The 22166-nt window shown below is 62.5% G+C and carries 20 protein-coding genes and 1 pseudogene; 7 read left to right on the top strand and 14 right to left on the bottom strand.

Features of this window, described 5'->3' with window-relative positions; all coding sequences use genetic code 11:
* Positions 1 to 12: 12 nt before the first annotated feature.
* From nadC to ACSQ3Z_RS09925, 4 genes are all read right to left on the bottom strand, one after another.
* The gene (gene nadC, locus ACSQ3Z_RS09910; protein ID WP_436171098.1) at positions 13 to 867 is read right to left on the bottom strand and encodes a carboxylating nicotinate-nucleotide diphosphorylase; all 855 of its coding nucleotides are present in this window, start codon (positions 865 to 867) and stop codon (positions 13 to 15) included.
* Positions 867 to 2408, bottom strand: coding sequence for an L-aspartate oxidase (locus tag ACSQ3Z_RS09915; protein WP_436171099.1), 1542 nt, complete (start codon positions 2406 to 2408; stop codon positions 867 to 869). The genes nadC and ACSQ3Z_RS09915 overlap by 1 nt, the downstream gene beginning before the upstream one ends.
* Complete coding sequence (gene nadA, locus ACSQ3Z_RS09920; RefSeq protein WP_436171887.1) at positions 2405 to 3379, bottom strand: quinolinate synthase NadA; 975 nt, start codon at positions 3377 to 3379, stop codon at positions 2405 to 2407. The genes ACSQ3Z_RS09915 and nadA overlap by 4 nt, the downstream gene beginning before the upstream one ends.
* Before the next feature lie 66 nt (positions 3380 to 3445).
* A complete protein-coding gene (locus ACSQ3Z_RS09925; RefSeq protein ID WP_436171888.1) occupies positions 3446 to 4420 on the bottom strand; it encodes an NUDIX hydrolase in 975 nt (324 codons plus the stop codon).
* Positions 4421 to 5071: 651 nt separating this feature from the next.
* On the opposite strand from ACSQ3Z_RS09925, the gene bioB reads away from it, so the two are divergent.
* Genes bioB through ACSQ3Z_RS09950 form a run of 5 tightly spaced genes read left to right on the top strand, consistent with a single transcriptional unit; the run spans position 5072 to position 10026 of the window.
* Positions 5072 to 6013, top strand: a complete 942-nt coding sequence (gene bioB / locus ACSQ3Z_RS09930; protein WP_436171889.1) for a biotin synthase BioB — start codon at positions 5072 to 5074, stop codon at positions 6011 to 6013.
* Entirely contained in the window at positions 6010 to 7149 is a 1140-nt protein-coding gene (locus ACSQ3Z_RS09935) for an 8-amino-7-oxononanoate synthase (RefSeq protein ID WP_436171100.1), read from the top strand. The genes bioB and ACSQ3Z_RS09935 overlap by 4 nt, the downstream gene beginning before the upstream one ends.
* On the top strand, positions 7146 to 7781 hold the full coding sequence (gene bioD / locus ACSQ3Z_RS09940) for a dethiobiotin synthase (protein ID WP_436171101.1): 636 nt from the start codon (positions 7146 to 7148) through the stop codon (positions 7779 to 7781). Before ACSQ3Z_RS09935 ends, bioD begins: the two co-directional genes overlap by 4 nt.
* Positions 7781 to 9046, top strand: a complete 1266-nt coding sequence (locus tag ACSQ3Z_RS09945) for an adenosylmethionine--8-amino-7-oxononanoate transaminase (RefSeq protein ID WP_436171102.1) — start codon at positions 7781 to 7783, stop codon at positions 9044 to 9046. The genes bioD and ACSQ3Z_RS09945 overlap by 1 nt, the downstream gene beginning before the upstream one ends.
* Positions 9043 to 10026 carry a beta-ketoacyl-ACP synthase III gene (locus ACSQ3Z_RS09950; RefSeq protein WP_436171103.1) on the top strand — a complete coding sequence of 328 codons (984 nt, stop codon included), beginning with the start codon at positions 9043 to 9045 and terminating at the stop codon, positions 10024 to 10026. Before ACSQ3Z_RS09945 ends, ACSQ3Z_RS09950 begins: the two co-directional genes overlap by 4 nt.
* Before the next feature lie 408 nt (positions 10027 to 10434).
* Here ACSQ3Z_RS09950 and ACSQ3Z_RS09955 read toward each other — a convergent pair whose 3' ends face one another.
* The 7 genes from ACSQ3Z_RS09955 to ACSQ3Z_RS09985 are packed head-to-tail and all read right to left on the bottom strand — an operon-like array spanning position 10435 to position 17901.
* Positions 10435 to 10974, bottom strand: coding sequence for an NADH-quinone oxidoreductase subunit B family protein (locus ACSQ3Z_RS09955; protein ID WP_436171104.1), 540 nt, complete (start codon positions 10972 to 10974; stop codon positions 10435 to 10437).
* A gap of 11 nt (positions 10975 to 10985) precedes the next feature.
* Positions 10986 to 12506 (bottom strand): NADH-quinone oxidoreductase subunit C, encoded by a 1521-nt coding sequence (locus tag ACSQ3Z_RS09960; protein WP_436171105.1) that lies wholly within the window; start codon positions 12504 to 12506, stop codon positions 10986 to 10988.
* Positions 12507 to 12511: 5 nt separating this feature from the next.
* On the bottom strand, positions 12512 to 13963 hold the full coding sequence (locus ACSQ3Z_RS09965; protein WP_436171106.1) for a hydrogenase 4 subunit F: 1452 nt from the start codon (positions 13961 to 13963) through the stop codon (positions 12512 to 12514).
* Entirely contained in the window at positions 13960 to 14622 is a 663-nt protein-coding gene (locus ACSQ3Z_RS09970; protein ID WP_436171107.1) for a hydrogenase-4 component E, read from the bottom strand. Before ACSQ3Z_RS09970 ends, ACSQ3Z_RS09965 begins: the two co-directional genes overlap by 4 nt.
* A complete protein-coding gene (locus tag ACSQ3Z_RS09975; protein ID WP_436171108.1) occupies positions 14622 to 15578 on the bottom strand; it encodes a respiratory chain complex I subunit 1 family protein in 957 nt (318 codons plus the stop codon). Before ACSQ3Z_RS09975 ends, ACSQ3Z_RS09970 begins: the two co-directional genes overlap by 1 nt.
* Complete coding sequence (gene hyfB, locus ACSQ3Z_RS09980; protein ID WP_436171109.1) at positions 15569 to 17590, bottom strand: hydrogenase 4 subunit B; 2022 nt, start codon at positions 17588 to 17590, stop codon at positions 15569 to 15571. Before hyfB ends, ACSQ3Z_RS09975 begins: the two co-directional genes overlap by 10 nt.
* Complete coding sequence (locus ACSQ3Z_RS09985; RefSeq protein WP_436171110.1) at positions 17587 to 17901, bottom strand: helix-turn-helix domain-containing protein; 315 nt, start codon at positions 17899 to 17901, stop codon at positions 17587 to 17589. Before ACSQ3Z_RS09985 ends, hyfB begins: the two co-directional genes overlap by 4 nt.
* Positions 17902 to 18117: 216 nt before the next feature.
* On the opposite strand from ACSQ3Z_RS09985, the gene ACSQ3Z_RS09990 reads away from it, so the two are divergent.
* Positions 18118 to 18870 carry a spermidine synthase gene (locus ACSQ3Z_RS09990; RefSeq protein WP_436171111.1) on the top strand — a complete coding sequence of 251 codons (753 nt, stop codon included), beginning with the start codon at positions 18118 to 18120 and terminating at the stop codon, positions 18868 to 18870.
* 150 nt (positions 18871 to 19020) lie between these two features.
* On the opposite strand, the pseudogene ACSQ3Z_RS09995 reads toward ACSQ3Z_RS09990, so the two are convergent.
* A pseudogene (locus tag ACSQ3Z_RS09995) lies at positions 19021 to 19767 on the bottom strand (YoaK family protein); the annotation flags it as partial.
* Positions 19768 to 19915: 148 nt separating this feature from the next.
* Positions 19916 to 20188: a helix-turn-helix domain-containing protein gene (locus ACSQ3Z_RS10000; protein WP_436171112.1), complete on the bottom strand. Its 273-nt coding sequence runs from the start codon at positions 20186 to 20188 to the stop codon at positions 19916 to 19918.
* Positions 20189 to 20496: 308 nt separating this feature from the next.
* Here ACSQ3Z_RS10000 and ACSQ3Z_RS10005 point away from each other — a divergent pair, with 308 nt between their 5' ends.
* Complete coding sequence (locus tag ACSQ3Z_RS10005) at positions 20497 to 20709, top strand: alkylphosphonate utilization protein (protein ID WP_436171113.1); 213 nt, start codon at positions 20497 to 20499, stop codon at positions 20707 to 20709.
* A 238-nt stretch (positions 20710 to 20947) separates the two neighbouring features.
* Here the strand turns inward: ACSQ3Z_RS10005 and ACSQ3Z_RS10010 are convergent, their stop codons facing one another.
* Positions 20948 to 22066, bottom strand: a complete 1119-nt coding sequence (locus tag ACSQ3Z_RS10010) for an NAD(P)/FAD-dependent oxidoreductase (RefSeq protein WP_436171114.1) — start codon at positions 22064 to 22066, stop codon at positions 20948 to 20950.
* Positions 22067 to 22166 lie beyond the last annotated feature (100 nt).

Genomic DNA, 22166 nt, shown 5'->3' on the forward strand with positions numbered 1-22166 from the left:
CAGGCTCGACGGTCAAAGCTCACGGTAGTCGAGCCCGATGTCGAGGATCGGCGCACTGTGGGTCAGCCAGCCGATGGAAATCAGATCGACACCGGTCGCGGCGACGGCTGACGCCGTATTGACGGTGATCCTGCCTGACGCCTCGGTGATTGCCCGGCCGGCAACCATGGCCACCGCCTGCCGCAACGCGTCGACCGACATGTTGTCGAGCAGCACTGCGTCGGGGGCGAGAGGCAAGGCTTCCTCCAACTGGGCCAGCGTATCGACCTCAACTTCGATCTTGACGAGATGGCCGGCGCCGGCCCGCGCCCGCTCGATGGCGGGGCGAATTCCGCCGGCGACGGCGATGTGGTTGTCCTTGATCAGGATGGCGTCGTCGAGGCCGAAACGGTGATTGGCGCCGCCGCCGGCGCGCACGGCGTACTTTTCGACCGCCCGCAATCCAGGCGTCGTCTTGCGTGTGCAGACGATCTTCGCAGCGTGGCCCCGAACAGCCGCGACGACCGATGCGGTCGCCGTGGCGATGCCGCTCAAATGACAAAGAAAATTGAGCGCCGTCCGTTCCGCCGTGAGTATGGCGCGGGCCGGACCGCTCACCGAGGCAATGATCTCGCCTTGCGCGACGGCGATACCGTCAGGCAGATGCACTTTCACGTCGACGCTCTGGTCGATGAGCCGGAAGGCGAGCGTCGCCAGATCGAGCCCGGCGACAGTTCCGGCCTGACGCGCAGTCAGCACTGTTGTCGCATGATGATCTTTCGGTACGACGGCGTCGGTGGTCAGGTCGCCGGCCCTGCCAAAGTCTTCGAGGAGCGCTGCCCGCACCAGAGGCTCGAGCATGATTGCGGGAAGTGGTGAGAGATGCATCACAGGACACTTTCCAGCGTTGGGGAGAATGCGAGGTCCCGCGCTGCCGCCACTGCCGCGTTGAGCGTGATTTCGGAACGGCGGGCGACAGCTGCATGATGCGGAAAGTCCGACCGGAAATGAGCACCGCGGCTTTCCCGGCGCAGCAAGGCGGCAATGGTGATCATCAATCCAATGGCCGCGGGACCGGACGCCGCGTCGTGCCGCTGCAACAGCGGCAGCAAGGCCCGCGCGGCCTCTTTCAACCCTTCGCCATCTCGCATGACGCCGAGGGCACGCGACAGGAGAGGGCGCACAGGCCTTGGGTCCGGCGTGGGCAGGTCAGGTGCCGTCGCTGGTTTTCCGCTGCCGTCGGGCGAACCCGCTACACTCTCGGCAACCCAGCGCGCGCAGACGACGGCCTCGGTCAAGGAATTGCTGGCAAGCCGGTTGGCGCCGTGCAGCCCGGTCGAAGCGACCTCGCCGCAAGCCCAAAGTCCCGGAACGGAAGTACGCCCGGCCAAATCCACTGCGACGCCACCCATGTGATAGTGCTGCGCTGGCCTGATGGGGACGAGATCACGCGCCGGATCGATGCCGGCCCTGCCACAGGCCGATGCGATGGTCGGAAAATGCTGCGCGAATGTCACGCCTGGCTTTTCGCGTGCGTCGAGGAAGACGCGATGGCCGTCGGCAAGATGGCGCCAGATGGCGCGCGCGACGATGTCGCGCGGTGCGAGTTCCGCCCCTCGCACGCCGTCGAGGAAACGTCGGCCTGTCTCGTCGACGATCACCGCGCCTTCGCCGCGAACCGCCTCGCTGATCAGCGGCATCGGACGGCCCGGCCCATCGAACGCGGTCGGGTGGAACTGGATGAACTCCAGGTCGGCAAGGACGGCACCCGCATGCGCAGCGAGCGCCAGGCCCTGCCCGCAACTGCTCAGCGGGTTGGTTGAATCCTGAAACAGCCCGCCAATCCCGCCCGTGGCGAGGACGACCCGTCCCGTGGCGAGGAACACCGGACCTGTCGAACAACTCGCCAGCACCCCGGTGACCCTGCCGTCCTCCACGGCCAGCCGGCGCGCTTCGAAGCCCTCGACGACCGTTATGGTCGGCGTCGATCTCACGGCGGCGACCAGTGCGCGCATGACCTCCCGGCCGCTCCCGTCGCCTCCGGCATGAACGATGCGGCGCTGGCTGTGCGCGGCTTCCAACCCGAGACGAAGAACGCCCGCCGGCGTCCGGTCGAAGCGAACCCCAAGCCGCGCCAGATCCTCGATCGCGGCGGGCGCGGCGTGCACGATGCGCGTTGCTGCTTGCTTATCGCAAAGACCATCACCTGCTGTGAGCGTGTCGGAAAGATGGAGCGCTGGCTCATCATCGTTGCCCAGGCTGGCGGCAAGCCCACCCTGCGCCCACGCGCTCGACGCGTCCGCGCCAAGCGGTGATCTCGACAGCAGAAGCACCGGCTCAGGCGCCAGGTGCAGCGCCGTCATCAGCCCGGCTACGCCGCCGCCAATGATCACCGGCCGGCCGGCGAGATCGCGGACGTCCATGTTCATACGGCCAGCATCCGCTCGACGGCCAGCCGCGCGCGCCCGGCAATCTCCGGCTCGATTGTCACAGCGTGGCGGTTCTGTTCGAGCGCCGAACGAATGTTGGCGAGCGTTATCCGCTTCATGTGCGGGCACAAATTGCAGGGCCGGATGAACTCGACATCGGGGTGTTCGACCGCGACATTGTCGCTCATCGAGCACTCCGTCATCAGCACGACGCGGGGCGGTTTTTGCCGTCCGACGTAATCCGACATGGCAGCGGTCGAGCCTGAAAAATCGGCCTCAGTCACTACTTCGGGTGGACATTCGGGATGGGCGAGTACCGTCACACCGGGATGGTCCTCGCGCAATTGGCGGATGTCGGCAGGCGTGAAGCGCTCATGCACCTCGCAATGCCCTTTCCAGGCGATGATCTGCACATCGGTCTGTGCGGCGATGTTCTGGGCCAGATACTCGTCCGGCAACATGATCACCCGAGGAACACCCAGCGACTCGACCACGGCTTTCGCATTGCCGGAGGTACAGCAGATGTCGGACTCTGCCTTCACAGCCGCGGAAGTGTTGACGTAGGTGACGATCGGTATGCCAGGATAGCGCTGCCGCAGCAGGCGGACATCCTCGGCCGTAATGGAATCGGCGAGCGAGCAGCCGGCTTGCGTGTCCGGGATAAGCACTGTTTTGCCCGGGTTGAGCAACTTGGCCGTCTCGGCCATGAAATGCACGCCGGCGAGAACGATGACATCGGCATCGACTGCCATTGCCTTGCGGGCGAGCGCCAGGCTGTCGCCGACGATGTCGGCAACACAGTGGAAGATCTCCGGCGTCTGGTAGTTGTGCGCCAGGATGACGGCATTGCGCTGCCGTTTCAGATCGAGGATGGCTTCGATATCACCGGTGAAAGCCGGCCATTCGATGGGCGGGATGACGCGTCGCACCCGATCATAGAGCGCAACCGTACGTGCGGAGGTGCTGAGCATGGTCAACCCTATTATTCTCCAAATGAGTATAACTAGGGCATATACTTATCCTGAGTATAAGGAATGTCAAACGCGTGAGAGGGGCAATTTCGTCCCTGCGACAGTTCGCTCCGCCAGAACCGTTTGGCGAAAGCGGAAGCGCTTCGCTGGGCGCCCCCCGGTGGCGGACATTGTCTCGCCTGTCTCCTCGACCAGATCTTGCTCTTCGATGATTCGCCGAAAGTTTGGCTTGTGAACGAGCCGGCCAGCCAGTGCCTCCACGGTTCGCTGCAGTTGCAGCAATGTGAACGTCGCTGGCATCAGCTCGAACACGACGGGCCGGTACTTGATCTTGGTGCGAAGCCTGGCGATCCCCGTTGCCAGAATACGGCGATGATCGGCAATCATCGGACGGCCGGGAACTGACGGCGCGCTGCCTGTGTTGCTGCTGCGTCTGGATTCCGCGACCAGCGCGGCTTCGTAGAGCAGTTCGTATCGCTGCAGGACGAGTTCCTCGTTCCAGTGGCACTCATCGAAGCCAAAAGCGATTGTCGCGCGCTGCCAGCGGTCGTGACGCGTGTCCGGGTCTTCGGCCTCATCGGCCCAGGCCCGCAGTTGGGGCATGAGAATGCCTGACACTAAGGTCGGCACGCCTGCGCGGTGATCCTCCCACGGAAAATAGTCGTACCAGCCGTGCCATCCATTCGCTGGCGACCTCTCCGTCTGCTCTTCCCGCGTCAGGCCGAGATAGCTGATAGAGATCACGCGCTGCACGTGCTCGTCACCGATCCGGTCGCGGTCGGCGAAGGTGTAAAGCTGTTCGATATAGCCCAGCGGATGACCGGTCTGCCGCTCTACCCAGGCTCTTAGGCCCGACTGCAAGGAACGGTGGCCGAGTTCAAAGGGTCCGGATGGCAAAGCACCGGCGGCCTGTCCGATGGTCAGCACGCGTGGCTCACCATTTGTCACGGCGATCACAACAGCGATCAGGTCCGCGCTGACGGCCTGGCCGCGGTCGCTTTTTGCGGTCTCTTTCTTCGCCAGAGTTTTCCTGTCTTGCATAGGGATTTGATCGAATTCCAATTATCAAGTCCGTCCCGGAGGGACCAATGTGAGAAGGGTGAACTGCTGCCTGCTGCCCGTCAACGTCGTCAAGGACGGCGCATTCGACCACGTCTTGGTCTTTGCCCTTCGCGTCGGCGCATTTCTATACCAAATGCGACAGCCAGATCGCTCACCCTTAGAAGTTGCCTGTTCGAAGGCAAACGCCCCTCTGAAGATCTCTATGAAGGCGCGCCTTCCATCGGTACCCTCGGCGTAAAGGGCGCTGGCGAGGTGCCCATTCTCAATCCGCCTGCCGCAGTCGCCTGCGCCGTCGCAAACGCGACAGGGTGCCGCGTGCAACAAATGCCACTCACACCGCCGCGTGTGCTAGGGCTCTTGTTGGGCAGGGAGCCTGCTGTCGAACTGCCTCACATCGCCGATAACTGGTGGGACAATGTGCTGATGAGGCCCAAGACCCCTGATCGATGATCAAGGACAGAGTCCATGAGGAAGGACGGCACCTGGGAGAAGTTCGACAACTATGCTCTTTTGGACGCAGTCCGCGGATTCAAGGCGCCATGTGGCCACAACGCAAGGAACAGGATGGAAATGCACGCAGCGATTTCGGAAAAGACCCTGCCTGAAGTTCAATCCTTCGACGGCGGCCGGATGTGGACCCTGGAAGAAGCCCAGGCCCTCCACAACGCACCCTTCAACGACCTTTTGTTCCAGGCGCAGACCGTTCATCGCCGGAATTTCGATCCCAACAAGGTCCAGCTCAGCCGGCTTCTCAGCATCAAGACCGGCGGATGCCCCGAGGATTGCGGTTATTGCAGCCAGTCTGCGCATCACGAAAGCGGTTTGAAGGCGTCGAAGCTGATGGAGGTCAGGCGCGTCATCGCCGAGGCGACCAAGGCGCGCGATGCCGGAGCCACCCGCTATTGCATGGGTGCTGCCTGGCGAAACCCCAAGGCGCGCGACATGGATGCGGTGGTGGCGATGGTCGAGGGTGTCAAGGCGCTCGGCATGGAGACCTGCATGACGCTCGGCATGCTCGATCTTGAACAAGCCTCTCGTCTGAAGCAAGCTGGTCTCGACTACTACAACCACAATATCGATACGTCGGAACGCTACTACAGCGAGATCATCTCGACCCGCACTTTTGCTGACCGGCTCGATACGCTCGCCAATGTCCGCGACAGCGGCATCAAGGTCTGCTGCGGCGGCATTGTCGGCATGGGCGAAGAGCCGGTGGACCGGATCGACATGTTGGTGACGCTGGCCAATCTGCCGGAGCATCCCGAAAGCGTTCCAATCAACATGCTGATCCCGATCGACGGCACCCCGCTAGCCGACGCCAGGCCCATCGAGCCGATCGAATTCGTGCGGGTGATCGCGCTGGCGCGCATCATGATGCCGAAATCGCACGTTCGACTTTCCGCCGGCCGCACCGCCATGACCGACGAGATGCAGGCGCTGTGCTTCTTTGCCGGCGCCAACTCGATCTTCGTCGGCGACACGCTGCTGACGGCGGACAATCCGGGCGAAGACAAGGATACTCTCCTGTTTCGCCGCCTCGGCATCGAGCCGATGGAACGCGAGACGCAATGAGCGGGGCACCTCTTGCCCGCTATGACGCAACCTTGCAGGGGCTGGCACGCAAGGACCGGCTGCGGACGCTGTCGCCGCGCACCGGCCTCGACTTCTCTTCGAACGACTATCTTGGGCTTGCCGCCTCCAAGAGACTGGGCGACGCGGTTGCGGCGGCCATCGCGCAGGGCACGCCGGTCGGCGCCACCGGTTCGCGGCTGTTGCGCGGCAATGCACCAGAGCATGAGCAACTGGAGGCGGACGCCGCGGCATTCTTTGGCGCCGAACGCGCGCTGTTCTTCGGCAGCGGTTACATCGCCAACTTCGCACTGCTGACCGCGCTGCCGCAGAAGGGCGACCTGCTGGTCCTCGACGAACTCGCCCATGCCAGCATGCATGAGGGCGCGCATGCCGGCCGCGCCGAGTTCGTGCTGGCCGCGCACAGCGACGTCAACGCTGTCGAGGACGCGATCACGCGATGGCGCGCCGAAGGCGGCATGGGGCGTATCTGGATCGCGGTCGAAAGCCTCTACAGCATGGATGGCGACTGCGCGCCGATGGAGAGCCTTGTCGCGCTTGCCGATCGGCACGAGGCATTCATCGTCGTCGACGAGGCGCATGCCACTGGCGTCTGGGGACCGGACGGCCGCGGGCTGGCCGCCGCGTTCGAGGGCCGCGACAACATCGTTGCGCTGCATACATGCGGCAAGGCGCTCGGCGCGTCCGGCGCGCTTGTCACCGGGCCGGGAACGCTGTGCGACTATCTCGTCAACCGGTGCCGGCCATTCATCTACGCCACTGCGCCGTCGCCGCTGATGGCGGTCGCGGCGCGCGAAGCGCTCGCCATGCTGTCCGACGAACCGATACGCCGCGTTCAATTGCATGAGCGTGTCGCTTTCGCGGGCCGCCAATTGGCCGAGCGCTGCGGCGTGGTACCCAGCGGCTCGCAGATCCAGCCATTTGTCATCGGCGAGAACAGGCGCACCATGGCGGTAGCGGCAAGACTGCAGGCCCGCGGCTTCGACATACGCGGCATTCGTCCGCCGACCGTACCCGAGGGCACATCGCGCCTGCGCATTTCCCTGACGCTCAACGTCGACGAAACCGACATTTCCGCCATGGTCGAGGCGCTTGTCGAGGTGTTGGCCACGGCATGAGCAAGCGCATCGTCATCACCGGAACTGACACCGGAATTGGCAAGACAGTGTTTTCGGCAGGGCTCGCCGGCCTGCTCGACGGCTTCTACTGGAAGCCGGTGCAATCGGGCCTCGACGAGGAGACGGATAGCGAGGTGGTTGCCCGGCTTTCCGGCTTGCCCGCCGGGCGCGTCCTGCCGGAAGTTTACCGTCTGAGGATGCCGCTGTCGCCGCATCGTTCGGCCGAAATCGACGGCGTCGCGATCGAGGCGGCCAAGCTCTCACTTCCAGACTTGCCGGGTCCGCTCATCATCGAAGGCGCCGGCGGGCTGATGGTGCCGCTTAATCGACAGACAAGGGTCATCGACATTTTCCGGGAATGGCAACTGCCAGTCATCCTTTGCGCCCGCACCGCGCTCGGCACAATCAACCATACCCTGCTGTCGATCGAGGCTCTGCAGGCCCGCTCCATCCCGCTCATCGGCATCGCCTTCATCGGCGAAGAGGTAGCCGACACGCAAAGGACAATCGTGGAATTCAGCGGCGTGCCACAACTCGGCAGGCTGCCGCGCCTCGATCCGCTGACGGGTGAAACGCTGAGAGCAGCGATGGTTGCCGGCTTCGACCTTGCCTTGATTGCCGGAGGCGACTAATGGCGCAATCTCGGGTCTGGCATCCCTTCACCCAGCACGCACTCGAACCAGCGATCCCTGAAATCGTCCTGACGGAAGGCGCCTATCTCCACAAGGCCGACGGCTCCCGCATCCTGGACGCCATCTCCTCTTGGTGGGTTGTCACCCACGGCCACCGCCATCCCCGCATCATGACTGCGATCGAGACGACCGCGTCGAGCCTCGACCAGATCATCTTCGCGGGCTTCACCCACGAGCCGGCCGAACGCCTGGCCGAGGCGCTTGTCGGCCTTGCCCCGCCCGGCCTCGACCGGGTGTTCTATTCCGACAGCGGCTCGACCTCCGTCGAAGTCGCGTTGAAGATGGCGCTCGGCTATTTCCGCAACATCGGCGCGCCGCGTTCGCGCATCGCCGTCATGGAGCACAGCTATCACGGCGACACGATCGGCACGATGAGCGTCGGCGCCCGCGGCGTGTTCAACGCCGCTTACGAGCCTTTGCTCTTTGAGGTCGACACCATTCCCTTCCCGGCCGCAGGGCGCGAGCAGGACACACTGGATCGGTTCGAAGCGGTGAGCCGCGACCGGCGCGCCGCCGCGCTGATCGTCGAGCCGCTCGTGCTTGGCGCCGGCGGCATGCTGATGTATCCGGCCTCGGTTCTCACCGAAATGAAGAAGATCGCCGAAGCCTCCGGCACGCTGCTGATCGCCGACGAGGTGATGACCGGCTGGGGGCGCACCGGAACCATGTTCGCCTGCGAGCAGGCGTCCATCTCTCCTGATATCCTGTGCACCTCGAAGGGCTTGACCGGCGGTGCCATCCCGCTGGCCGCCACGCTCGCCACCGATGCCATCTTCCAGGCTCACTATTCCGAGGACCGGCAGAAGACCTTTTTCCATTCGAGCTCCTACACCGCCAATCCGATTGCCTGCGCGGCAGCACTTGCCAATGTCGAGATCTGGCAGGACGAGCCGGTGGCCGAGCGCATTGCGGCCCTGAGCGCGAAGCAGGCCGCCGGGCTTCGACGCTTTCGCGACAATCCCTTCTTCACCGACTGCCGGGCGACCGGCACGATCGCCGCCCTCGATCTGCGTACCGACTCTGCCGGCTATCTGGCCGAGATCGGGCCGAAGCTGCGCGCCTTCTTCCTCGAGCGCGGCCTGCTTGTGCGCCCGCTCGGCAATGTCCTCTACCTTCTGCCGCCCTATTGCATCACCAGCAAGGAGCTGGATGGGCTCTATGACGCGATCGAGGAGGCCGGCGAACGCTTCGGCTCGCGGCCATGAGCCGATCGTCGCGCATTCTCGGGTTTGGCCATCATGCGCCGGCGCGCAAGGTCGAGAATCCGGAAATCGAAGACCGTCTCGGGCTTGAACCCGGCTGGATCGAGCGGCGCACCGGAATTCGGTCGCGCTTCTGGGCGACGGACGAAGACACGCTGTCGGGCCTTGCCGCCTCTGCCGGCGACATGGCGCTGGCAAATGCGGGCATCGGGCGCGGCGACATCGGCCTGTTGTTGCTCGCCACCTCGACGCCCGATCACCTCCTGCCGCCCAGCGCGCCGCTGGTCGCACATCGGCTGGGACTGGGGCGCGCCGGCGCGATCGACCTCACCGGCGCCTGCGCCGGTTTCATCTATGCGCTGATGTTCGCCGACGGCTTCACCCGCCTGCACGGCAAAGCGAGCCTTGTCATCGCCGCCAACATCCTCAGCCGCCGCATCAACCCGGCCGAGCGTGCAAGCGCTGTGCTGTTTGCCGATGCCGCCGGCGCCGTGGTGATTGGTCCGTGCAATGACCCGGATCGGGGCATTCTCGGCGCCTCGGTGGATTCGGACGGCTCGCGCTACGGGTTGATCCAGATTCCTGCCGGCGGAAGCAACACGCCGTTCCATGGCGACCTCGACCTGGCGCAGACCCGGATGACGATCACCGACGGCCGCGAAGTGTTCGCCAAGGCCGTGGAGATGATGGCTGCCTGCTCGCAGGACGCGCTCACTGCTGCTCGAATGCGGCCGCAGGACATCGATCGGTTTGTGCCGCATCAGGCCAATGCCCGCATTTTCGATGCGGTCGGGCGAAACCTCGGCATAGCCGATCACGCGATCGTCAAGACGATCGCCGACTACGGCAACTCTTCCGCCGCGACGATCCCGCTCTCGCTGTCGCTGGCCCATCGGATGCAGCCGTTTCGGCCCGGCGAGAAAATCCTGCTGGCGGCCGCGGGTGCCGGTCTCAGCGGTGGCGCCCTCGTCGTCGGAATTTAGCGGGGGGAACCTCCATCGCCCGGTCGGTGCTGGTCGAGATCGAAAATTTGTTGAGACTTTAGAGACCGGTGAATTCAAGCTGCCCCGCATGAGGGGTAAAATCGTCAAACACGCCTGCTGGACTGACGATTTTGGCATTCACCATGGTAGTGCTGAACGGTCTACTCGGCGGCGCTTAGTCTCAAATCTTTACGATGAGCGAATGTCGGTATCAGTGGTTGCCCCTGAAGAGCGGCCGCGTGACGTCGATACGAATCCAACTCGGGCGCGGCGTTAGCATTGGCGTCCAAAGGCGCCAGATCAGCTCATGTCGCGCGGCTAGCAAGATTCCAAGAGTCGCTAAACTCACGGCCATGCATTGGATACATGCAGCGACGAGGCCGACCTGGAAAACCTCCACATGGGAATTCAACCTGGGAGAACACCAGCCTTTGAATTTACCCCCTCAAGCAGGCTGAGCAGGCCTTTCAGAATTTCGATTGGTGGCGGCGGACAGCCTGGAATGTGCAGATCCACCGGCAGCACCTCTGACACGCCTCCCACGATCGCATAGCTGCCAGCGAAACAGCCGCCGTTCCTGGCGCAGTCGCCAATGGCAACCACCCATTTGGGGGCCGGTGTCGCGTCATAAGTCCGCTTCAGCGCCTCGCGCATGTTCTTTGTGACCGGGCCCGTGACAAGCAGCACATCGGCATGGCGCGGCGACGCGACGAACCGGATTCCGAAACGTTCGACGTCATAGAAAGCATTGTTCAGCGCGTGCATTTCGAGTTCGCAGCCATTGCAGGAACCGGCGTCGACCGCCCGGATCGACAGGCTACGGCCCAGTTGCTTGCGGGCAGCGCCGTTTAGCGCGCGGGCGAGTTCGTCGATAGCCGTCTGGCTCGCCTCAGGCGGACGCTCGGTGAGAGGGGTCCGTGTCAGGCCTTCGAAGAGGTGCTTGCGCATGGCAGAATGCCTTAGAGATCGTGACCAGAGTAGGAGCAGTTGAACGATTTGTTGCAGAGCGGGAAGTCGGCGACGATATTTCCCTCGACCGCTGCTTCAAGAAGCGGCCATTGAAACCATGATGGGTCACGCAGGTGGCAGCGCTCGATATTGCCGCTCTCGCCGATGCGCAGCCAGGCCAGGATGTCGCCTCGAAAACCCTCGACCAGCGCCATGCCTTCGCGCGGCCCGTCAGGCCCGGCGACATCGACGCGGATCGGACCGCCGGGCAGCCGCTCCAGGATCTGCTCGATGAGCGACAGGCTCTGCTCGACCTCGCGGATGCGGATCCAGACGCGCGCGTTGACATCGCCCTCCTGGAGGACGGGCACGTCGAAGGTGAGTTCATCGTAAGGCGCATAGCCTGGCGTGCGCCGCGCATCGAAATTCCGGCCGGAGGCCCGGCCGACATAGCCGCCCGCTGCATATTGACGGGCGAGCTCGACCCTGAGCCGGCCGGTGGCGACGGTGCGGTCCTGCAGCGACGCCGTGTTGTCGTAGAGCTCGACCAGATGAGGAAAGCGCCGCCTGATCTCCGCGATCAGCGAGCGGACGGCCTCCGTCCCCGCTTCGTTCAAATCGCTTGCCACGCCCCCGGGCACGATGCGGTCGCGCATCAACCGGTGGCCGAAGGCCGCATCGCTGGCGCGCAGCACACGCTCGCGCAGCACGCCGCAATGAGCATGCATGATCGCGAAGGCGGCGTCGTTGCAGATGGCGCCGATATCGCCGAGATGATTGGCAAGACGCTCCAGTTCGGCCATCAGCGCCCGCAGCCAGATTGCGCGCGGCGGAACCGCAATGCCGAGAGCCGCCTCGACGGCGCGGGCAAAGGCAAGGGAATAGGCCACCGTGCTGTCGCCGGAGGTCCTGCCCGCCAGCATGGCAGCGCGCTCGATGGTCGCCCCTGCCATCAGGCCTTCGATACCCTTGTGCACGTAGCCGAGGCGCTCCTCCAGCCGCACAACTGTTTCGCCGCTTGCCGTAAACCGGAAGTGTCCCGGTTCGATGATCCCGGCATGCACTGGTCCGACCGGGATCTGGTGGAGGCTCTCGCCTTCCGCGGCAAGGAACCGGTAGGAGGAAGCGGCCGCCGGCGGCTGAGGTCGCGCCGCCAGGGGATGGCTGACGCCCCATTGGCCGTGGTCGAGCCAGCGACGGCTATCGGGGAGCCCCTGCGGCGACAGCCCGAAGAGGTCCGCCGCGGTACGCTCGAGGCGCAAGGCCGGCGAGTGTCGTTCGCCGACAGACGGGTAGCGGCCGCGGCGGCATTCCAGGCTGATAACGCCGATGTCTAGACCTTCGCCGAGAAGCGTCATATGGATCCGGTCCGGCTCCCCCCAAAGGCCGAGCAGGCGCCAGCAGCCTTCGGCAAGCTGGTCTACCGCAAGGGTCCAGGCCTTTGGGGTCACAACGGCGCGCCGCCAGGGAGCGTGGTTTCCGACAGGCCGGCCGGCTTCGATGAGATCAACCAGTGCGGGTTTCTTGTTCATGCGCCTCACCCCAGAATGCTCGCGACATGCTGGAACCACGCAACCAGGGGCGCCGGCAGATAGATGCCGGCGGCAAACACCAGCGCCAAGTGGGAATACATCGGAATGTAGGACGCCTCGGCGGGCGCAGTGCTGCCGCGCGGTTCGCCGAAGGCGACGCCGGTCAACCGAAGCAGCAGGGCGCCGAAAGCGAGCAGAATCCCGAATACCAACGGCATCGCCAAAAGGGGGTGTCTTGCAAATGTCGAACTCACGACCAGGAATTCGCTCATGAAGATGCCGGACGGGGGGAGGCCGGCAATGGCAACAACGCCGATGACGAGCGCCCAGCCAAGCGCCGGATGGGTCACCGTCAGTCCCCGGATCTCGGTGATGTTCTGTGTTCCCTTGACCTGCGCAATGTGTCCGACCGTGAAAAAGATCGCCGACTTGGTCAGGCTGTGCATGACCATGTGCAGCAGGCCGGCAAAATTGGCGAGCGGGCCACCCATGCCGAAAGCGAACACGATGATGCCCATGTGCTCGATAGAGGAGTAAGCGAACAGACGTTTGATGTCGCGGCGGCGGTAAAGCATGAAGGCCGCGAAAACAAGCGACGTCAGCCCCATCGTTATCATCAATGGCCCGGTCGCGATCGCCTCCGGGCTTGCCGCGAGCAACAGCTTGAAGCGCAGCACGGCATAGAGCGCGACGTTCAACAGCAAGCCCGACAGCACTGCGGAAATCGGCGTCGGGCCTTCTGCGTGCGCGTCGGGCAGCCAGGCATGCAAGGGCGCAAGGCCAACCTTCGTACCGTAGCCGAGCAGCAGGAAGACAAAGGCGACGTTGAGCAGGGCCGGGTCGAAATGCGCAGCGTGCTCGATAAGCACTGTCCAGACCATGGCATTCGTGCCCTCGCCAACAACTGGCTGCGCGGCCATATAGACGAGGATGGTTCCGAAGAGTGCAAGCGCAATGCCGACGCTTCCGAGAATGAAATATTTCCAGGCGGCTTCCAGCGCCTCATGCGTGCGATAGATGCCAACCATGAGCACGGTGGTCAGCGTGGCAAGCTCCACCGCCACCCACATCAAGCCGATATTGTTCGACACGAACGCCAGGTTCATGCCGAACATCATGATCTGGTACATCGCATGGTAGAACCGCAGATTCGCCACGGTCAGCCGCCCGGTATCCAACTCGTGCGCGATGTAGGAGGCGCTGAAGACGCTGGTCGTGAAAGCGACGAATGTGTTGAGCACGATGAAAACGATATTGAGGTCGTCGACGAGCAGGTATTGACCGGGCTGTGGCCGATCCGTGACGAGAAGCGACACTGCGGCGAGCAAGGTCAGCAAGCTCGCGGCGACATTGAGGCCAGCCGTTATCCGGTAGTTAGGCAGCGCCGCCAGAAGTGCGGCCGCAACGACTGGTATCAGCAAGATGGCCGCCACCGCATCGAGGGAAAACACGGTCAACGGTGTTCTCCCCTGTAGTCGTCGAGCGCGCCGACATCCACCGAATCGAACCTCTCGCGTATGCGAAACAGGAAGACACCGATGACGATGAAGGCGATCAGAATCGAGAAGGCGACGCTGATCTCGACAACCAGCGGCATGCCCTTGGCCCCGGTGGCGGCGAGAACCAGGCCGTTCTCGAGCGACATGAATCCGACAACCTGGCTAACGGCATTCCGGCGGGTGACCATCACCAGGAGTCCCAGCAATATGATGGACAGAGCAAAGGCAAGATCCTCGCGGGCGAGGGGGTCGGCTTCAGGAGTGACCCGCAGCATCAGGACCATGGAAAGAGTCACCAGACCAATTCCCGCAAGCATGGTCGGACCGATGCCGACGGCTGTCTCGATGTCGCGATGGATACCGAGCCGCTGAATGATGCGATGAAGCCCGACGGGAATGACGATCGCCTTGAAGATGAGGGCGATCGCCGCCGTGACATAGAGATGATGGGCGTCCTGAATGTAGGCCTGCCATGCCACCGACAGCGCGAGCACGATTGCATGAAGCGCAAAGACGTTGATCAGCGCAAAGAGGCGATCCTGATACAGCATCATGAAGCTGACCAGCACCAGGCCACCGGCGAGCAGATGAGCGATGTCGAAGGTGAGGCCGTTCATCACAGGCTCCGCGAGACGAACAGCAGGAGTGTGCCCAGCAGCGCCAACATGAGTGCTGCGCCGAGGAAATCCGGGACGCGGAACACACGCATCTTGGCGATGGCTGTCTCAAACAGGGCGAGGAGAATGCCGCTCACGGCAAGTTTGCCTATATAGAAGACGACGCCCAGAACATAGGACCCAAGTCCGGCTCGGGCTGTCACCAACCCCCAGGGTACGAAGACGCAGGAAATCAGGGACACATAGAGCAAAAGCTTGAGGAAGGCGGCAAACTCAATCATCGCCAGATGGCGACCGGAATATTCCAGCACCATCGCCTCGTGAACCATGGTGAGTTCCAGGTGGGTCGATGGGTTGTCCACTGGTATGCGGGCGTTTTCGGCGATCGCCACCATCACGAGGGCGATGAGCGACATCCCGAGCGATACCCTCAGGCCAACCTCCGGTGAGCCCATGAAGGCGGCGACCGTCGAGAGTTGCGTCGCGCCGGCGACGAGCGCCAGGCTGAATACGATCAGAAGCATCGCGGGCTCGGCCAGCGAAGCGATCATCACCTCGCGGCTCGAGCCTATGCCGCCGAAGCTCGTGCCGACATCCATCCCTGCCAGCGCCAGGAAGAATCGCGCGCTTCCAAGCAGTGCGACGATGGCTATCAGATCGGCGGTCCAACTGAAGGTCAGGCCAGTTGCGAATGTCGGGATGAGTGCGGCCGCAACCCAGGTGGCGGCAAAGATCAGATAGGGTGTCACGCGAAACAGCCAGGATGCGTTGTCCGCCAGAACGACTTCCTTGCGCATCAGCCGCAGGAGATCGCGGTAGGGCTGGATCAGGGATGGTCCCTGACGCCGTAGCAGTCTCGCCTTCACCTTACGCGCGAAGCCGGTCAGGAGTGGCGCCAGCAAAAGCACCAGTGCCATCTGCGCGCCCTGAACGGCCAACTCAAAGATCAGGGCCATAGTGCGAGCACCAAAAGCAGGACAATGAGAAAGAGAAAGACGAGGGTCAGGTAACGCCGGATCGTCAGGAATTGCAGATGGTTCATGCGGTCGGTCGCAAAGTCGAGGGCCTTGCCGATAGGCAGATACAGCGTCTCCCAGATCACATCATGCATTTCGACATTCAAACGAGCCGGGCCCGTCTTGCCTGGCGGTGGCATTTCGACGGTTTCCCTTGCACGGAATACGAACGTGCCGAAGACGCGGCGGATAGGCTGCGCGAAGCTGACGGCCGTGTACTGCGAGGTTGGGATCACATCCGGGAAGCCACAACCCCAGGCGGGACCTCGACGGAGTGCATGCGACGCGAAGCGATGAATCACATATGCCACAGCGGATGCAGAAAAGGCGATGAACAGAAACACCAGCAGGCCGTTGTAGGAACTGCGGCTCGCTGCAATCGGCACGATCGACAGCCAAGGCTGCGCCATCTGCACAGGCATCCGGCTGCCAATCAGCGGGAGTGTCACCGATGACAGGCCGTCTATGACAAGACCCGGCAGGATGCCGGCAACGAGGCAAAGGGCCGCGAGGATGAACATTGCCGCCAGCGAGTAGCGGTCGACCTCATGCGCCACTTCCACCGCGGCCGAGCGTGGCCGGCCGAGGAATGTAATCCCGAACGCCTTTACAAAGCAGGCTGCGGCCAGTGCCGCAGACAGCGCCAGCAGGCCGCCAACGGCGGGCACCATGACCTTCAGGCCCCATTGCGGCAGATCGGGGCTCTGCAAGATAGCCTGGAAGGCCAGCCATTCGGAGACAAACCCGTTGAAGGGTGGAAGTGCCGAGATCGCGACGCAGCCGACGAGAAAGGCGAAACTTGTAAAGGGCATGCGATGGATGAGACCGCCCAGCTTCTCCATATCCCGCTCACCGGTTGCCGTCAGCACGGCGCCTGCCCCGAAAAACAGCAGGCTCTTGAAAAAGGAATGGTTGAGGACGTGGAACAGCGCGGCGGTGAGCGCCAGCGCTGCGGCCGATGGCATCACGTTCGCCTTGAAGGCCAGCGCAAGGCCAAGGCTTGCGAAGATGACGCCGACGTTTTCAATGGTGCTATAGGCAAGAAGCCGCTTCAGGTCTTTTTCCATCAGCGCGTAGAGGATGCCGAGAACCGCCGTCAGGCCGCCGAGGAAAAGCACGGCAACACCCGACCACCATGCCGGCTCGCCGAGGAGATCGAAGACAACGCGTATGAAGCCATAGACGGCGACCTTTGTCATGACGCCGCTCATGAGAGCCGAGACGTGGCTTGGCGCGGCCGGGTGAGCGAGTGGAAGCCAAACGTGCAGCGGTACGAGGCCAGCCTTGGAGCCCGCTCCCAGCAGCACGAGGGCCAGGACGAAAGTGGCGACGAGCGGTGTGGCACCCGCAATGCGCATCGCTTCGAACGTGTAGTTTCCGCTCGGGCCGGACAGAAGGCCGAACGCAAGCAGCAGCGCGAGCGTGCCGAAGCTCGCCATCACGAGATAGATGTAACCCGCCCGTACATTGTCCTGTTCGCGATGGTGGACGATGACCAGCGCCCAGGAAGAGAGCGACATGAATTCCCAGGAAAGCAGGAAAGTGAAGGCGTCATCCGCGAGCACGACCAGATTCATTCCGGCGAGGAAGGCAGGGAAGAACGGCAGCACCCGATGCGGCGAGGGCTCGTGGCTGCCATAGCCGAGGCCGTAAAGACTGGCCATGGCGCCGCCGAAATTCACGACGACGAGGAAGAAGGTCGAGAGCGCATCCAAACGGAAATGAGCGCCAATCCATGGTAGCCCAAGCGGCAATGCGGCAGTCGACGGGGTGACAGGATCATCGATGATGCGGCTCGCGAGAACCAAGAGTACGGCCGCCGAAATACCGAGCGTCAAGCCGTAGATCAGGCGCGTTCCCAAGTTCGGTGTGCGGCTCAACGCAATCGCAAGCACCGCGGTCCCCAGGAGCGCGGCAACGCCCCACAGAAGGAACGCGGCCCCCAAATTCACGCCACGCTCCTCACACCGAATTTGGTGTCCGTATCGACCCCGCCCAGAATCTTGGCGGGGTCAAAATCTGCTTTCAGTCGCACGCCGCGCCCGCCGATTTGGCTTGAGGCGCCATCAGCGATCAATTCGACGCCAGCGAGGTCAAGTGCCCCGATCAACTTCATGAGGGAATCGACATTGCCCCGGATAATCGACTCGCTGGCTTCCATACGTTGAATTGTCGGCACCGATAGGCCTGACAATTCGGCAAGCCTTCGCTGGTCGATGCCAAGGAGCGCCCTCGCGGCACGCAACTGTGGAGCAGTTATCACGGTCGCATCCCCTTTTTTGTCAGCTTTGAGATATTATCTCTACGCGTTGCAGCATATATTAAAATGTGGGGCATTCAAATAATGATGCGTGACGCATCTGCGAAGCCTGCCAATGACGGAGGAATCCCCCGGCTCCGCATAGGCTCCTGACGGATGGAAAGTTCGTGAAGCCAGCCGAGCGGCGGATTTAGGAACTTAGTTGTTGGTGACAAGGTCATGATCCGCGTTGCGAAATATCATACCGATTTCGGCAACATCGAGGTTCTGCGGACCAAGGACTCCGGTTCGTTCATTTATCGCCAGGGTGGCTGCTATCAAAGCGAGTGCGACCCGAATGGCGTCAGCGTCGCGCCCTATATACACGCGATCTTTGGTCTTCTCGCGCAAGCGCAAGTGTCCGATGTCCTCATGATCGGTTGTGGCGGTGGCAGCTTGGCCACGATGCTGGATAGAGTTGGCGCGCGCGTTACGATCGTCGACATCAATCCAAAGGCTTTCCAAATCGCCCAACAGTACTTTGGACTGCCTGGAGGGGTTCACTGCTGCACCTCCGATGGGCGAGATTTTCTACGTGCTGACCGTCATCGCTACGACGCTATCGTATTGGACGCATATTCCGGGCAGCGCATTCCAGATCACTTGTGCGCCGAGACATTCTTCGGTCTAGCGCAGACACGTCTCAAAAACTCTTCAGGCATTCTGATCGGGAATGTTCACGCTCGCCACGACCTTGACACCATGCCGGATCGGGTTGCCGCGAAACTCAGCAATATCTGGGCGAATGTGAGGCTGCTCGACAGCCGCGGTGCCTCGGATCGCAACGCAGTGGTCATGGCGGGCAAGGTGGGTGATTTCGTCCAACCAGTGCTGCTGATACCGCCGTCGGTCGGAGCCGACGAAATCGAACATGAGCTTGGCCTCCTGGCGTTCAGGCCTTGGCACGTACCGCGACGGCAGCATAAGGCGTAGGGCGGGGCGCCCGTTAGGGGCAGGGCTCGTCGTGGCCCTAACGGCAGGGCCAGCCAAAACAGATAGTTGGCGAAATCTGAGAACAGCGCCTTGGCACATGTACTGCCAAATCCGGCCCCGTGACAAAGCCCTGCCGAGCTATTGCCAGAACCGCTTCATACGAACAGAGACATCCTCCAAGACTGGCATGGTGGCTAGCAAGAGGAGAATGGCTGCGAGAAATAGCGTTGCTGCAAAGCCGACGTGCTTGAAACCCACAGCGCCGATGACGCCGCCGACAAAGAACAACGCAACAAGCGACGCAAGCAGTCTCAGCTTCCTTCGATCCGCTCTCACGAACAGTCCGTCCGAGTCATTTGCTGAGATGTTCCAATACAGCAGCTTGCCGAGTTCGATGCCCATATCAGTCACCAGGCCAGTGACGTGCGTCGTCCGGATTCTGGCTTCAGATAGCTTGGTGATGATGGCGTTCTGCAAGCCCATGATGAAGCAAAGCAGCATCACTGTCATCGGCACAAACAGCGCTTCATGACGCGCAAGATGGCTGCCGACCAGACCGAAGCAGATCAGCAGAACCGCTTCCAGGACAAGCGGGAACGCGTACTCGCCCTGCAGGCTCTGCCGCCTTCCCCAGTTGACCAGCACCGCTGAGCAAGCGGCGCCTGCGACAAACGACAACAAGGCCCCCAATCCGGAAAGCACCAGTTCGATGTTGCCGAGTGCCAGGTGATCCGCCATCGACGAAACGATGCCTGACATGTGGGATGTGTACTGTTGGACGGCCAGAAAACCGCCAGCATTGGCGGCTCCTGCGATGAACGTCAGAAAGCGAGCGAGGTGCCGGTCGGATCTTTCGCTACGCTCTTTTCCCGTCAGCCGGCGCAGATACAGGATCATGAGCGAATCCTGCCTTTTGATGCAGCAAATCGTGACCAAAAGTGGGGGTGCCGAGGAGGGTTCATCGAGAGGTTCTGGAAGCGAAAGCAAAACGAGGGATCGGCCAACGCGTGGGTGCTGGCGTGAGCGAAGGTGAGCGTTTTTTGGCTTAGTTTGGCCTGCCGATCAGCGTATCCGGATGCCGGAACCTGACGCCACGGCCGCCGTCAGCGCTGCGCACATGTTCGCTGAGAAGTTCGACGCCGGCCCGGTTGAGCGCATTGATCACTTTCATCAGACTATCGACAACGCCTCGCACATTGCCTTGGCTGGCTTCCATTCGTTGGATCGTTGGCAGCGAGACGCCTGCCATTTCCGCCAAGGTTTTCTGGTCGATGTTGAGAAGGGCGCGGGCGGCGCGAAGCTGGGAAGCGGTGATCATCAAGGTATCAGTGTCTGAATATGAAAAATGATACTCATCATGGTATCATTGATGTATGAAACATCAATACAGAGTGGAAAATAATGATCCACCCTTGGCACGGAGAAACTCGGCGATTATCGTGTCCGGATGACTCAACGTTACAAACCATGTCAGGAGCCTACTGGCACCTGGACCGTCAGGGATGCACGCACCGGGCGGCCCGCCGAGATGGGCAGCCGAACTATCATTGGAATGAACCAGCAGGATGCCGAGGAACTCGCTGATCTCCTCAACGGGCTGAATGCACAAAGGCAGGAAGCGAAATCATGAATGTCAAAGATAGCAATGGCACTCCGCTGAGTGACGGAGATTCCGTCACGCTCATCAAGGATCTCAAAGTCAAGGGCACCTCCGTCACCCTGAAACGTGGAACGCTGATCAAGAACATCCGCCTCACAGGCAACGAGGATGAGGTGGAGTGTCGGGCTGAAAAGGTCAAAGATCTGGTGCTGCGGACCGAATTTCTGAAGAAAGCCTGAGCCAATGCGGGCTCGGGATAGATGGCGGATTAAAGTACTGGGCGCCATCACAACTTACCTGCCGGAAAGGATAGTCGAGTCCGCCCCCCACGGCAGTATCAACCACGGATCTTTCGCACGGGTGATCGATGGTCGTCCATGTCCCGGGATCTGCCGTGAACCGCGGATCATTCGTAGCTGTCGCTGGAGAACAGCAAGATTCCTGATGACAACCAACGACATGCTCCAAAAGCTTTCTTTAAGCGGCGCTGCTGAAGCGATCGATCCTGAAATCATCGAGCGGCGTTTCGCAGCGGTCGGTCGTGATGAGCTCGGCCATGGCGTCGCCCACGCCTGGGCCGAGCTGGAAGCCGTGTCCGCTGAAGCCGAAGGCGTGGAACAGACCTGGCGTCGTCGCCGAGCGTCCCATGACCGGCAGCATGTCCCGCATATACCCCTCGCAGCCGGACCAGGTGCGGATGACCGCGACCTGTGCGATCGCCGGCAGCAGTCGAGCGACCGCGCGCAACTGCAACGGCAGGCGCATGGGATCGGCGGCCGCATGGCCGGGATCGAGGTTCACCGGTACCCTTTCGGTCGCGCCGCCGAAGACGATGTTGCCCCGCTCGACCTGGCGCAGATAGGCGCCATGGTCCTTGTCGCGCGTCCATATACCCACCACCGGCAGAATCCTATGCGGCAGCGGCTCGGTCACGCCCATCTGCGGGCCGCGGGCGTCGAGCGGAACCTCTTCGCCGAATTGCGCGGCGATGCGCGCGCCCCAAGCGCCGGCGGTGTTGAGCAGGCACTCGGCGGCGAATGTGCCCTTTGACGTGGCGACAAGGAAACCGGAGCTTGTGTGCTCGATCGTCTCGACCTCAGCCGCCTCGACGATTTCCGCGCCGAGCCTTCGGGCCGCCTCGGCAAAGGCCGGCGTGATCAGCCGCGGATTGCCGCTGCCGTCATTCGGCGAGAATGACGCCGCGATCGCGTCGGGACCGAGGCCAGGAAAGCGGGCGCGAATCTCGCTCTGTCCGAGTTCCTCCAGCTTGAGCCCCCAGGGCCGCGCTGCCTCGGCATAGGTCCGCATGTCGGTAAGACTAACTTCATCGAAGATCAGCCGGATATGACCGGTGGCGCGGAATTCCACGTCGCGGCCCAGCATCTTATCGGCCTCGCACCACAGCTTGAGCGAGCGGTGGGCCAGCGGAAGCTGGGACAGATGACGCCCCGTGCGCCGGATGTTGCCGAAGGAGGCGACGGTCGCTCCGGTGCCGATCCGATTGCGCTCGATCAGCGTCACGCGCGCGCCGCGCCTGGCAAGGAAATAGGCCGAAGCCGTCCCCATCAATCCGCCGCCCAGCACGATCACATCCATAGTCATTCCTTGTGCATATCGGATGATCCTTGAACGTCAATCTTGTCCGCGCCGCCACATTGCGTCAAAGATGGGTTTGAACAAGGGCCATAAGCTTTAC

It is taken from the genome of Mesorhizobium sp. LjNodule214, assembly GCF_964252735.1.
Taxonomy (GTDB): domain Bacteria; phylum Pseudomonadota; class Alphaproteobacteria; order Rhizobiales; family Rhizobiaceae; genus Mesorhizobium.